This window comes from Aphanothece hegewaldii CCALA 016 (genome assembly GCF_003007785.1).
GTDB classification, from domain to species: domain Bacteria; phylum Cyanobacteriota; class Cyanobacteriia; order Cyanobacteriales; family Microcystaceae; genus Chroococcus; species Chroococcus hegewaldii.
Map to the genome: position 1 here is coordinate 82,480 of NZ_PXOH01000012.1, position 13,291 is coordinate 95,770.

Annotated in this window: 15 protein-coding genes and 2 pseudogenes; 11 read left to right on the forward strand and 6 right to left on the reverse strand. The window is 37.6% G+C overall.

Features of this window, described 5'->3' with window-relative positions; genetic code table 11:
• Nucleotides 1-98 precede the first annotated feature (98 nt).
• A pseudogene (locus C7H19_RS26760) lies at nt 99-288 on the reverse strand (IS701 family transposase); the annotation flags it as partial.
• Between the two features lie 139 nt (nt 289-427).
• On the opposite strand from C7H19_RS26760, the gene pip reads away from it, so the two are divergent.
• Complete coding sequence (gene pip, locus C7H19_RS12660) at nt 428-1,366, forward strand: prolyl aminopeptidase (RefSeq protein WP_106457245.1); 939 nt, start codon at nt 428-430, stop codon at nt 1,364-1,366.
• A gap of 21 nt (nt 1,367-1,387) precedes the next feature.
• On the opposite strand, the gene C7H19_RS25320 is transcribed toward pip, so the two are convergent.
• From C7H19_RS25320 to C7H19_RS12675, 4 genes are all read right to left on the reverse strand, one after another.
• Nucleotides 1,388-1,477 (reverse strand): DUF2887 domain-containing protein, encoded by a 90-nt coding sequence (locus C7H19_RS25320; protein WP_425428903.1) that lies wholly within the window; start codon nt 1,475-1,477, stop codon nt 1,388-1,390.
• 81 nt (nt 1,478-1,558) lie between these two features.
• A complete protein-coding gene (locus tag C7H19_RS12665) occupies nt 1,559-3,811 on the reverse strand; it encodes a Calx-beta domain-containing protein (protein ID WP_106457246.1) in 2,253 nt (750 codons plus the stop codon).
• A gap of 191 nt (nt 3,812-4,002) precedes the next feature.
• Nucleotides 4,003-4,671 (reverse strand): glutathione S-transferase family protein, encoded by a 669-nt coding sequence (locus tag C7H19_RS12670; protein ID WP_106457247.1) that lies wholly within the window; start codon nt 4,669-4,671, stop codon nt 4,003-4,005.
• A gap of 112 nt (nt 4,672-4,783) precedes the next feature.
• Nucleotides 4,784-5,125, reverse strand: a complete 342-nt coding sequence (locus tag C7H19_RS12675; RefSeq protein WP_146136515.1) for a hypothetical protein — start codon at nt 5,123-5,125, stop codon at nt 4,784-4,786.
• Nucleotides 5,126-5,181: 56 nt separating this feature from the next.
• Between C7H19_RS12675 and C7H19_RS12680 the strand changes: the two genes are divergently transcribed.
• The 8 genes and pseudogenes from C7H19_RS12680 to C7H19_RS12720 all read left to right on the forward strand — a co-directional run bounded on the left by C7H19_RS12680 (nt 5,182) and on the right by C7H19_RS12720 (nt 10,743).
• On the forward strand, nt 5,182-5,895 hold the full coding sequence (locus tag C7H19_RS12680; RefSeq protein WP_106457249.1) for a 16S rRNA (uracil(1498)-N(3))-methyltransferase: 714 nt from the start codon (nt 5,182-5,184) through the stop codon (nt 5,893-5,895).
• A gap of 15 nt (nt 5,896-5,910) precedes the next feature.
• A complete protein-coding gene (locus C7H19_RS12685) occupies nt 5,911-7,014 on the forward strand; it encodes a hypothetical protein (RefSeq protein WP_106457250.1) in 1,104 nt (367 codons plus the stop codon).
• A gap of 258 nt (nt 7,015-7,272) precedes the next feature.
• A complete protein-coding gene (locus tag C7H19_RS12695) occupies nt 7,273-7,911 on the forward strand; it encodes a DUF6391 domain-containing protein (protein WP_106457251.1) in 639 nt (212 codons plus the stop codon).
• A gap of 80 nt (nt 7,912-7,991) precedes the next feature.
• On the forward strand, nt 7,992-8,240 hold the full coding sequence (locus tag C7H19_RS12700; protein ID WP_106457252.1) for a photosystem I reaction center subunit IV: 249 nt from the start codon (nt 7,992-7,994) through the stop codon (nt 8,238-8,240).
• A gap of 28 nt (nt 8,241-8,268) precedes the next feature.
• Nucleotides 8,269-9,126 (forward strand): DNA-formamidopyrimidine glycosylase, encoded by an 858-nt coding sequence (locus tag C7H19_RS12705; RefSeq protein WP_106457253.1) that lies wholly within the window; start codon nt 8,269-8,271, stop codon nt 9,124-9,126.
• A 172-nt stretch (nt 9,127-9,298) separates the two neighbouring features.
• On the forward strand, nt 9,299-9,826 hold the full coding sequence (locus C7H19_RS12710; protein WP_106457254.1) for a hypothetical protein: 528 nt from the start codon (nt 9,299-9,301) through the stop codon (nt 9,824-9,826).
• A 17-nt stretch (nt 9,827-9,843) separates the two neighbouring features.
• Nucleotides 9,844-10,182 (forward strand): annotated as a pseudogene (locus C7H19_RS12715) (Uma2 family endonuclease); the annotation flags it as partial.
• Nucleotides 10,183-10,509: 327 nt separating this feature from the next.
• Nucleotides 10,510-10,743 carry a Uma2 family endonuclease gene (locus C7H19_RS12720; RefSeq protein WP_245927493.1) on the forward strand — a complete coding sequence of 78 codons (234 nt, stop codon included), beginning with the start codon at nt 10,510-10,512 and terminating at the stop codon, nt 10,741-10,743.
• A gap of 1 nt (nt 10,744) precedes the next feature.
• Here the strand turns inward: C7H19_RS12720 and C7H19_RS12725 are convergent, their stop codons facing one another.
• Nucleotides 10,745-12,148, reverse strand: a complete 1,404-nt coding sequence (locus C7H19_RS12725; RefSeq protein ID WP_106457257.1) for a TldD/PmbA family protein — start codon at nt 12,146-12,148, stop codon at nt 10,745-10,747.
• A 10-nt stretch (nt 12,149-12,158) separates the two neighbouring features.
• On the opposite strand from C7H19_RS12725, the gene C7H19_RS12730 reads away from it, so the two are divergent.
• Nucleotides 12,159-12,539: a VOC family protein gene (locus tag C7H19_RS12730; RefSeq protein WP_106457258.1), complete on the forward strand. Its 381-nt coding sequence runs from the start codon at nt 12,159-12,161 to the stop codon at nt 12,537-12,539.
• A gap of 18 nt (nt 12,540-12,557) precedes the next feature.
• Nucleotides 12,558-13,103, forward strand: a complete 546-nt coding sequence (locus tag C7H19_RS12735; RefSeq protein WP_106457259.1) for a Uma2 family endonuclease — start codon at nt 12,558-12,560, stop codon at nt 13,101-13,103.
• Nucleotides 13,104-13,291 lie beyond the last annotated feature (188 nt).

A 13,291-nucleotide genomic window follows, 5' to 3' on the forward strand; every position in this document is an offset into this window, starting at 1 on the left:
TACTAAAAATAAGGGAGCTTTTTAAATGTTAATCTATTAAATAAATAAGTTACCTCGATTTCTCTTTTTTCTAAGTCTTTTTTGCTCCAAGGCTAATCAGTTAGCAAATGATGTAATCCCACTACTTTTGCTATTTCTGGTAAAATTTTTTTTAATATTACTTATTAGCCCTACATAAATATATTTAAAACACTCATAAGCTCTAACTTCTATAAATAAGTCTTGGTATAATTTACAGTATGTATCAATGAATGTAACGGTTGGAGCGGGGGGTCTAGGCTTAACTATTATTTCACCTTCTAAAAACTACCGCCTGTATTTGACACACCATATTATATGATACTCAATGGCATATACATAGCCTAACAGCGTGTTTTACTTTTATTGTAAAGTTTATTGTTTAGTTTCTTGTGTTTAGTTACCAAAGATGCCAGAACTTTATCCTCCGATCAATCCATACTATCAGGGTTATTTACAAGTATCCGATTTACATACAATTTATTATGAAGAAGCGGGAAATCCTACGGGAAAACCTGTTATATTTTTGCATGGTGGACCTGGTGGCGGAATTGATGCTATTTATCGTCAATATTTTGACGCGCAAAAATGGAGAATTATTATTTTTGATCAACGGGGTTGCGGGAAAAGTACCCCCTATGCTGAATTACAAGAAAATACGACTTGGGATCTCGTCAATGATCTTGAAAAAATTCGTCATCATTTAGGGATAACAAAATGGGTTGTTTTTGGGGGAAGTTGGGGAAGTACCCTCGCTTTAGCTTATAGTCAAACTTATCCTGACTCTTGTTTAGGTTTAATCTTAAGAGGCATTTTTTTATTAAGACGCAAAGAGTTATTATGGTTTTATCAAGAAGGTTGTAGTAATATTTTTCCCGATGCCTGGGCAGAATATATTAAACCTATTCCTCAAGAAGAAAGACATGATTTTCTATCAGCTTATTATAAAAGATTAACCAGTCCTGATCCATTTATTCGTTTAGAAGCGGCGAAAGCTTGGTCAATTTGGGAAGGTAGTACGAGTAAGTTACTTCCTTCTGATCAAACAATTAAACGCTTTGGGGAGAACCGTTTTGCTGAAGCGTTTGCTAGAATTGAATGTCATTATTTTGTTAATAAAGGTTTTTTGAAAACGGATAATCAGTTAATTGAAAATGTTGAGAAAATTCGACATCTTCCGTGTATTATTGTACAAGGTCGTTATGATGTTGTTTGCCCAATGGTTAGCGCGTGGGAACTGCATCAAGCTTGGCCCGAATCTATATTAATTATTGTTCCTGATGCGGGTCATTCGATGACTGAACCTGGTATCACAAGTGCTTTGATTGAAGTGACTGATCAGTGGTAGATTAAATCCTAAGAGCAAAAATTATAGCGATCGCACTGGCAGGTTAAGCAGTTCAAAAAAGCAGTAAGGAAATGTTTGAAAGAGTTGATAGAAAAGTGTATCTGTTTTCACAATAGACAAGGATTTCTGATTCGTTGACTGGAAATTAGAGAATAAAAAAGGGTTGTAAAACCAAACCCTTTCTAATTTCCCCTAACTTACAAAAATATCCTCATAAGTCAAAGCTAAACCCGTATTCAGGGTAGCAAACTGTATCGCTGCTGTTGTACCTGTTCCATCTTTGTCGAATAATAATGCACCTGTGGCAGAATTATAAATAAAACGATGTTTGGCAGTTGTCGCGGCAGTACCGATAACAAATTGAGTAGCTTTGATAATATCGCTAGAAGTTAGCCCACCACCAAAACTAGAGCCTTTGACAACAATTAGATCATCACTTGGGGTAAAATCGGTAATGCGATCGATTCCTTCATTGGGATTAGTGAAGGTAAATAAATCGCCATTTCCTCCCCCAGTTAGAGTATCATTACCCAAACCACCGATAATTACATCAGTTTTACTACTACCCAGAATTACATCATTACCATTGGTGGCAACTTGACGACGTGTTTCATCATTAATAATGGTAGCGGTGACGGTTGATGTTGTTCCTATATCATATTCTGACCCACTTGTCAAGGTTAAAGCAACTGTTTCATTGGGTTCTACCGTTGTATCTCCGGTTGGGTTGATGACTAAGTTTGCGGTTGCAGAACCCGCAGCAAATGTAATTGTTCCAGTAGTATTACTAAAGCTTGTTGCACCCGTTTGTACATAGTCTGTATTAAATGTGGCGGTTCCTGCTACGTTAATATTAACGATGAGAGAATTAGTGAGATTCCCTGTACGAGTGAAAGTATAAGTAAAGTTGGTAGTACTGTTTTCACTGATACCGCTATAGTCTAGAGCGAGAGTTACATTAGCATTTGTATCATCATTGGTAATTGTTCCTAAACCTTGTGCATCCGCAAGAGTCGCATTAGTCGGGTTAGTTAGGTTAACCAAGAAAGTTTCATTGGGTTCTACTGTCGTATCTCCAATAATTGGAACATTAATCGTTTTCGTGGTTTCATTTGTCGCAAAGGTTAAACTACCCAAAGTAGCAGTATAGTCACTTCCTGCGGTTGCGGTTCCGTTTGCAGTGGCAAAGTTTACGGTTATCGGTTGGGTTGCTGTACCAGTTCGAGTTATAGTAAAAGTAGCGTTTTTCGTGCCGCTATTGCCTTCAGTTAAAGTGATATCGTTGATGGAGAGAGTGGGTAAAACACCATCATCATTAGTAATAGTGCCAACTACTATATCTGTTGTACCGATGTTATAAGCTGCATTACGAGTTAGAATTAAAGCGATCGTTTCATCAGGTTCTATCGTTGTATCACCTGTAGGATTAAGCGTTAAGGTTTTGGTAGCAGAATTAGCAGCAAAAGTAATACTTCCTGTGGTTCCATTAAAACTGGTTGCCCCTGTTTGAGTATAGTCAGTGTTGAAAGTAGCCGTACCTGCAACACTAAAGTTGACAGTTAAAGGTGAGGTGAAAGAACCCGTACGAGAGAAGGTGTAGACAAGATTTGTTGTACCGTTTTCGAGGACACTGGTAGAGGAAACAGAAACAGAAACAGTTGATTGAGGGGAAGACTGACCATAAATTTCTATTTCAAACCATGAAGCATAAGATGGTGAAGCAACGGTTTTAACTTGAACATAACGACCTGTGGTAGTGTTATTGAAATCATCCTGTAACCATTGCCCATTATCCGTTAAACTTTGGAAAGTACTTGCTAAAGTCGCGTTACTGGTTGAATTACCAATAGGTTGATTAGAAACCCAGATTTTATGTGTAGTATCACCTTCTGGAAGTTGAGCAATTAAAAGCTGAATTGAAGATAAAGAATATACTTGACCTAAATCTACTTCAATCCACTGAGTCGCATAGTTTCCAGCATTCCAATTTTTTGTTTCATCACCATCAAAAGCTTTATCGGGTGAAAGCTCGGAAGTCCAAGACTGACTAGCAGTATAACTCGAAGATGGAAGATTTTGCGAAAGAAGTGTCCCAACTGAATTCTCATTATCTACAATCGTTAAAAGTGCTGTATTTTGAATGCCTAATGTTGCTCCATTAGTGGGATTAGATAATGTTAGATTAATTGTTTCCGTTTTTTCTCTGAGTTGGTCATTAACAATAGGAATATTAACCGTTTTAGTTGTTTCCCCATTTGCGAAATTAACAATAAGCGCTGTAGAGTTATAATCATTAGGTGACGTGGCAATACCGTCAGTAGGGGTTAGAGTAACGCTAACTTCACCCACACTATCATTACTACGAGTTAAAGTAATCGTATTAATAAGTGTACCGTCTTCGTTAACGCTGAACAGCGAAGAACTAAAAGCTATAGAGGAAGGCATTATTTAATTATCTCCGTAGATTTGATAATGACTATTGTTCAATGGAGTACAATCAGCGCATAGCAAGCAAGAAAATACAAAAATCTTAAATATTTGTGAGCCAAAAAATGTTAATTTAACAATTTAATAATAATACTCTCACGGAGCGAATTGATCGTCAAGAGTATTGTTACGAGCCATGTTATGTAACTTTAATCCAATCCTGGTGGTAATGTTTCGTTACAAATGTGATGTATTTCTTTAATTCTTTGAAATAACCAAGGATAGGTCTGACGATAATGAGGAATTAAAGCTAATGGACTTAATAATGCTGCGGCTGCGATATCGGCTACACTAATATTTTCACCCACTAAATACGGTTGAGTTTGCCAAGGTGATAAAACTTGCATCGCATTCTCTAAACGACTTTCGGCTAGTTTAACGGAAGACGGATTAATATTATATTGAAACCGCACAATGTTAATGACTAACTGAGAAGAAAAAGAAGGATCGATCGCTTTTCCTTCTCCTAAGCGATAATGGTAATATACAAAACGTGTTGCAGTACCGATGCTCTCATCTAACCAATCTTCCAATAACCAAGCTTGCGTTTTTTCTTGATGATTAGCAGGTATATAAGAGGGTAATGGTCGATAGGATTCTAAATATTTTAGTATAGGTGTAGAATCGGCAATAACTTCGGGTTGTCCGTCTTCTTGGGGGAGTAAAACAGGTACAGTAGATAAACCTGTTTTCGGTTTGAGTTTAAGAATATGCAAACCCGGTGTAAGATTTTCGACTTGATATGAAATTTTTTTATATCCCAAAGCTAAACGCGCTTTACGGCAATATTGAGATGTACTGAATTGTAATAAAAGCATATTGATTGAATAGAGACAAAAAATTTAGAATAATATAATCTGGGTGTGGCGACCAAACCCCTACAATACATTTATAACCTCTGTATGGGATTGAAATCTAATTCCAAATAATTTAACTATTTCTTTGTTCTCTTAATTCTTCAATTAAATCTCGCATTGCTGTCTTAGTTCGTTGTGCCATAAATGATGCAGCTTCACTAGCTTGTGCTGCTCGTCTTGAAGCTTTTACCACATCAGGTAAACTACGACTAAATTCACGATAAGCTCTAGCTTGTTCGACAAATGCTTGAGCAAGACTTCTAATACTTTCTGTTTGCTGTGTTGCTATTTGTAATTGTTGTTGGCTAATTGTTTTCAACTCACTTAATTCGGCCATCGTTTGCGCGTGCATCTCTCTGTGTTGTTCTGTTAGTTGTATGATTTTATCATCACTATTTTCCGCGTTGTCCGTCATAATTTTGCAATGATTTAACTGATAATAGTAAAATAATATCATAATTAATAAAAATCTTGGTTTATCGTTTAATTATCGACCCCATTCAAAATCAAAACGGTCAAATTATTTTGACGGTTGAACAACAACATTACTTAAAACGGGTTCTTCGGCTAAAAACAGGTTCTTGCTTTGTTATTATGGATGGACAAGGGAGCGCGTGGAATGCCGAATTACAAGAAAATACAGCAATATTACGCGATTTATTAAAAGAAACTACCGAATTACCCATAGCTATTACTTTGATGGTTGCAATACCCAAAGGGAATGGTTTTGATGAAATTGTACGCTGTTGTACAGAAATGGGTGTCACTCAAATTGTACCCATCATTAGTCAACGAACTTTAGTACAACCGAGTTCGCATAAATTAGAACGATGGCGAAAAATAGCGAAAGAAGCAGCAGAACAATCAGAACGACAAAATACACCTGTTATTAGTGATGTAACACTCTTTAAAGATGCTTTAACAATGATAGCCGATCCAAAAATAAGCGGTTATATTTGTGTTACTCGCATACAATCAGAACATTTAATGCAAGCACTCAAGAAAACATCTTCTCAATCTATTATGCTCTTAACTGGGCCTGAAGGGGGATGGACAACTGAGGAAGTAGAACAAGCAATAAATCAAGGTTTTCAGGCTGTTTCTTTAGGTTCTCGAATTCTGCGGGCTGTTACTGCGCCTTTGGTTGCTATGACGATTGTAGCAGCTATCACCGAAAGTCAATAAAAAAAGAATAATTATATGTTAAATCAAGTTGCTGAAGCGATCGATCATTATAATTACAAAAAGGCTGATTATTTATTACAAGAATGGAAAAAACAAGAAATAGATAATCCTTGGATTGATTTCTATGAAGCACGTTTAGCCGAAGTTACAGGAAAATATGATTTAGCTCATCAAAAATATCGAGATTTATTACAACAAACCAGTAATCATAAACTCATTGCTCAGATTCGTCAAGGTATCGATCGTTTGACTGAAATTGAAGCACAATTACACGAAAAAGTCAAGGAAAAACATCTTAAAGCACTTGCTCAAGCGAAACTAGAACCAGGTAGCCAAGAAGCGGGAATATTAATTTTAGAACCTATCCCAACCGAAGAAAAAAAACAAGCAGCGCAACAGTTTGCACAAGTGATGGAAATTGATCCTTATACCGCAAGATTACAGTTACCGAGTCGGGCATGGCGGTTATATCGAACAGGTACAATAGGAGAATTGGGGGTATTTGTCGAAACATTAAAAGCCGTGAATATTCCTTGTTTTTGTGCCACTGTCAAAGATATTCAGAATGTAAAAGTTTATCAAATTGATTATTTTAAAGAAGTCTTTCCCATTGCAATAGTCGTTTGTCATCTTTCCCAAAGTAAACCCGTCATTTTTAAATTTGATTGGTCAGAATTATCTCAAAGAGTTGAAGGAATGTTACCCATTTTTGAAGAATGCGTTGAAATGGGACTTAGAGGGAAAATCGAACGTAAAACAAAAACCTTAGATTATGTACAAGTTTGTGATTTGCATCTAAAAGAACGTAATATGATTTTACGGCTATGTGACCAAACTTATAAATTTAATCAGGAAACTGCTGTTATCGACAAACAAACTCTTGATGAAACAACCATCTCTAGAGATCATTGGAATCATTTAATGTCTTATTTTAAAAAACAATTTCCTCATCATCCAGTTTATGACGAGTTTACACCATTTGCCGAAACAGCTTTAGACTTTCCCGAAACGCTAAAATTAATTCAACCTCATCTTGATTTATTGCGACGAGAAGACACATTTTGGGATCAAGTTTTTCATTTGTATAGTAGTTTAGCCTTAATCAAAGAAAAGTCTTAGAAAATGGTGTACGCATCCCACAAGACAAAGAATATCCTAATTCTTGTCCTTTTTCGGTTGAACAAATCTTAGATGAAGACTTTTTCGACGCTTAAACTTGGATTGATTACAATGGATCTTAAGGTCATCCGTCAAAGCTAGAAAACAAGACACAAATAAAGAAATCTTGAAGAGGGAAAATTTTAACTTAAATTCTAACTTAGGATTGACTGCAATTCATCGAGGCGTAAACTGCAATTCTTAAGAGCATACAATTCTATGAACAATACAACATCTGCCACTGGTTGGGAATCAGATTGGATTAAACCCAATTGTGATCAAGATAGCACACTTGTTAAGCAATTTGGCTTTCTCCCTGGACTCAAAGAAATTTTAATGCTGCGTCAGGTACATGCACTAGAACATTCTACCGTCTGGGTATTGAGCGAAATGCAATCTCAAAGAAATCGCTCGGACTGGGATAATGAAGAAAAAGCCGATAATGAGAATTTAGGCGGTTTATCAACGGATCAAGGATTTTATCTTTATGGTCAAGTCAATCCGCTAGAATTACAAAGAGCCGTACGTCAAGCCTTGTATCGGATTAAAACAGGTGAATGGAATTTAGCAGTACATCCTCGCTGCGGAACTAATTTATCGGTGGCAATGTTCGTGACAGGAGGGTTAGCCTTTGGTATTCATTTATTATTACCCAAAGGCCCGATCGAACAATTAATCGGTTTAGGTGTCGCTACAGCATATGCCTTTCAAGTTTCACCCGATTTAGGACAATCCGCGCAAAAATACTTAACAACTTCTATACCGTTTAATTTAGAAATGGTGGATGTCACGCAAACTAAGGATTTTTGGGGACGTTCAGCGTATTTTGTTCGGGTACAATGGCAAGAGTCGCAATAAAAATTAAAGATTTCACTGTACAGAGAAGCCCGATCCAGTAGTAGTCTGTTATTTGAACCGATTTTTTTAACAAAACGCTTATGGCTGCTATTGAACGTGGTGCTAAAGTTAAAGTCCTACGAAAAGAGTCTTTCTGGTATGGCGATGTGGGAACCGTTGCCAGTGTAGACAAAAGTGGGATTATTTATCCTGTAATTGTTCGTTTTGATAGTGTCAATTGCAATGGCTACAGTGGTAGTGCAACTGGAGTCAATACTAATAACTTTGCTGAAGGCGAATTACAAGTCGTCGAAGCTGCACCAAAAAAAGCAAAAGCTGAAGCTAAATAACTGCTCTAGAAAAGGAACTGTACTTACTGTGCCGGAATTACCGGAGGTAGAAACGGTTTGCCGAGGGTTAAATCAATTAACTTTAGGAAAAACCATTCAGGGTGGGGAAGTGTTGTTACATCGTACACTTGCCTACCCTCTTTCTATAGATGAATTTTTACACGAAATTACGGGAACTACGATCGCATCTTGGAACCGACGCGGTAAATATCTACTCGCTCAGTTAGTCGATGCTGATGGTATTCCCCAAGGGATGTTAGGAGTACATCTACGCATGACGGGGCAACTCCTTTGGTTAACACAAAATGAACCTGTCTCGAAACATACTCGTATCAGGCTCTTTTTTCCAGATAACCAAGAATTACGCTTTGTCGATACTCGAACTTTCGGCAAAATTTGGGGCATTCCACCCCACACCTCCCCCGAAAAGATCATCACAGGTCTCCAAAAAATCGGTCCAGAACCCTTCTCGGATGAGTTTTCTGTAGAATACCTTACAAAACGTCTTAAAACGCGTCACAAAGCCATTAAAACCCTACTTCTAGAACAAGAATTAGTCGCAGGGATCGGCAATATTTACGCAGATGAAGCACTATTTAAAAGTGGCATTTCACCAACAACGATCGCTAGTAAACTCACTCCAACTCAAATAGAACGCTTACACCAAGCCATTTTAGAGGTTTTACAAAAGGGAATAGACCAAGGTGGGACAACTTTTAGTAGTTTTCGCGGTGTGACGGGAGTTAATGGAAATTATAGCGGTGTTGCTTGGGTTTATGGTCGTTTTGGTCAAGCTTGTCGGGTTTGTGGTACACCAATAGAACGGATAAAATTAGCGGGGCGATCGTCTCATTTTTGCCCCCAATGTCAGCAGTTAAAATCATGACAATACTCTACTATCGAGCAATGGCAGAACAAAACGGCAAACCACGAGTAGGTCGCAGTGCTAGACTATATCTTACCAAGAATGACAATGTTATTAGAAAAATACGAAGCAGCTTTAGCAAATACTCAAAACGATTGGGAGAAAGTTAGATAAATTAAAAGGAGTAATAAAAATGACATGGATTTTTAGTTTATCTGCTGAATGTGGGAGCGTCTCTCTTGATGCAGAAAAGTTTTCTCAGTACTTTGATCAGATTTCTTTTGTACTCTCAAATGGAACTCGATCGCAATGTTACGCTAATATCTTTCAGGATCTAGAAGAAAATTGGTGGTGTCGAGTTTGTTGTGAGCAAATTAGTGAAATTGGCATTAATACACCTGAAACAGCTTATTTAATGACAGAATTAGGGATTTTGCTTTATCAACATTTGCAATCTGCGCCAGATTTTCGTTATGCTTTAGTCGGTGTAGAAGTTGACGAGTTTAGAACCTACAGCGAATTAATAGAAGATTCTTCAATTTTATCTTTTCCTGGATTAGTTTTAGCCGAAACAATTTGGAATGAGATGAATAAACCTTCAGCTTTTCGCACATTTAGTTTAGGTTACGTCTGGAAACCATACGAAGGCGAAGTTTATAAACCTTTGTTAGTTTCGTCGGTTTTGAAAAATAAGCTAAATGAATTGTTAGTTATGAAATAAAATTAAAGCTATCCCAAATGGTACAAACACCCTCTAAAACTCTTACTCTAGCAGAATTTCTCAAGCTACCAGAAACTAAACCCGCTAGTGAGTACATTGATGGACAAATTATACAAAAACCTATGCCAAAAGGAAAACATAGTGCTATTCAAGGTGATTTTTCTGCTGTCCTTAATGCTATTCTTAGACCTCAAAAAATCGCTCGTGCATTTATAGAACTACGTTGTACTTTTGGTGGTCGATCAACTGTACCAGATATTGCGGTATTTGTTTGGGATAGAATTCAACGTGATGAGAATGGCGCGATCGCAAATGATTTTTTATTATCGCCTGATTGGACTATAGAAATCTTATCGAAAAATTGTGTAAAAAACCCCGTCATTTATGACGGCTTTGTGCTACAATTAATTTGGTCGTTGACCTGCTAGGCGTGAGGAAACAAGAGACACTCCGTAGACTAGGAAGCTGAACCGTCAATGGTATTAAAATGAATCCACACGGCAAGGACACAAAGAAATTAAATAGGGTAGGGCATACCCAAATTTACGCTTGTGGGATTGGCTCATTAAAAGGCTTGCTGTCAAAAGTGTAGTCGAGTCAGACATGAAACTGTAAGACCAAAGCTAAGTTTACTTAGTAGAGGCAAGATTCAGCCCAAGAATCCTAGCCCTTTAGGGCGGGGAGTGTCAACACCTGAGCAAAGTCAAACTAAAGTTACTAAAAAGATTTTGCATAGTTTACAAAATGGTACTCAAATGGGATGGTTAATTGATCCAAATGAACAAACCGTATTTGTATATTATCCTAATCAACAACCAGAAATATTCGATGAGGGCGATCAATTACTTTCTGTACCCACTTTCGCCAGCGAGCTAAAATTAACCGTAAACGAGCTATTTTCTGGGTTATTATACTAAATTATTCTTCTACGGCCTCACCACCTACAACAACATCTCGAATGCGTAAACTAGGTCCCCCACAGCCTACCGGTAAACCACTTTGTCCACCTTTTCCACAACCTCCCGACTCATCCCAATAAAAATCATCGCCGATCGCTTCAATATTGGCTAGAGTTTTAAATACATTCCCTGAGAGTGTAACATCTTTCACAGGTTCAGCAATCTTCCCATCTCGGATCATCCATGCTTCCCCCGCACTAAAGGTAAACATTTCACCGTTTGTCATGCCACCTTGCCAGTTTACTGCATAAACTCCCTCTTTTATCCCCAAAAATAGCTCTTTTACAGGAGTTTTACCGCGTTCGATCCAAGTATTCGTCATCCGAACAATGGGGGCATAATGATAGTTTAGACAACGTGCGTTACCTGTGGGATTTTCTCCTAATTTTCCTGCGGTTTCACGAGAATGTAAACGCCCGACTAAAATTCCATCTTTAATGAGTTGAGTCGTGGTTGCAGGTGTACCCTCATCATCATAAAGATAACTGCCGCGATGTCCTTCTGGGGCTGCTCCATCAAAAATTTGTAATTCTTCATTACCAAACCGCTTACCCATACTCATCACTTCGAGTAAGTCGGGATTTTCATACAGCATATCGGCTTCTGAAAGGTGGCCAAATGCCTCGTGTACGAATAATCCTGTTAGAATGGGGTCGATCACTACGGTGTAAGTATTGCCTTTTACAGGTGGCAAAATCAGGGATTCTACGGCACGTTTAGCCGCACCCTCCACCTGTTTATCTAAATTAATTAAATCTTCGTAAGCTTTGCGAGATCCTGTCGTTTCTCTACCACTTTGTACAATATCACCATTTCTCGCGGTTGCTGAAAATCTCATCTCGATATCTGCCCAAGTTTGTTCGATGAGAGTTCCTTCTGATGTGGCTAGAATAATATGTTGGGTACTATCGCCATAACGGACGGATGTCGTGGTAATTTGGTTGTTGTAATGGCGTAAAATATCGTTGTAGCGATCGCAAAGTTCTTTCTTTTGTATCAGAGAAATCAAACGCGGATCAGTTCCCGTTAAGGGCAGTTTACAAGAAATCTGTACAGGATCTACGGGTGCTAAAATAGTTTCTTCTTCACCGACTAATCTAGCAGCAGCGATCGCATCTTCGATTCGTTCTGCTAAAGTAGATAATTGATTAAATGTAGCAAATCCCCAACCTCCTTTGTAACACGCTCTGACTTGTCCGCCGATAGAAATTCCTTCACTTAGGGTTTCTACTTTGTCTCCTCTAAGTAAAATATTCGTTCCTTGTCCTTCTTCTAAACGAATGGTGAGAAAGTCTACTCTATGTTTATAACGGTTTATTAAATCGGTCAATAAATCTTGGTGACGGGCCAAACGATTAGACATAATTTTTAATATGGTTAACTATACAAAAGCTTTTCTTACTTTAGCTGCTCTTGAATTCGATCAGTTAGTTCAATTCTATCAAAAACTACTTAACCAAAAGCCTAACCTTTATATACCCTCGGTTTATGCAGAATTTAAACTTAAGGGTTTAAATTTGGGTATCTTTAAACCAAAAACAAGTCATCAAGAAGAATTTGCTAACTCTTTTCAAAGTGGGATGAGTTTGTGCTTAGAAGTGGAAAATTTAGAAGATGCGATCGCTTTTCTGACTACAATGGGCTATCCACCTACGAGACAAATGACCATTGCTTCTCATGGTAAAGAAATTTATGCTTATGATCCAGCCGGAAATCGCTTAATTTTACATCAGTCTATAATAAAAACAGTTTAACTATAACTCAATTGAAAGATGCGAACCTTAGCAAAATGGACAGTTGAGGATTATCATCGAATGATCGAAACGGGGATTTTAGTCGATCGTCGTTTAGAATTGATCGCAGGAGAAATAGTAGAAATGACTCCAGAAGGACCATTACACAGATATGTCACCGATACTGCTGCTGATTATTTGCGTTCCCTCTTTTTCGGAAAAGCTAAAATTTTTGAAGCGCATCCTATAACTTTACCAGATTCTGAACCAGAACCCGATATCGCTATTGTACGCCTTCCTATTGAACGTTATCGAACTCGTCATCCTATTCCTGAAGATATTTACTGGATAATCGAGATCTCTGATAGTACTTTAACAGGTGATCTAGACCAGAAGAAAAAAATTTATGCTGGTGCTGGTATTCTTGAATATTGGGTGGTTAATGCGAAATCTCAACTATTGAAAGTTTTCTGTGATCCCTTTTCAGAAGATTATCGAACCCAGACAGAATATACTCAAGGAATTATTCAATCCTTAGCTTTTCCAGACATATCTATAGCAGTTGAAAGAATTCTGGGTAAATAATACAGCATATGATAGAAATTAGGCGATAAATTTAAGGATACAAAGCGCGATCGCATACTCTAGTTTAAAAATCACGAATTGTACTGATAAAGTTTAAGATTTGTATAAATTTAACGCATTTTGTCGTATATTAACCGAGTGTTTAGGTCTTCTTAAAGTTAACCAGAGATGCTAAACGAGAAATTAAT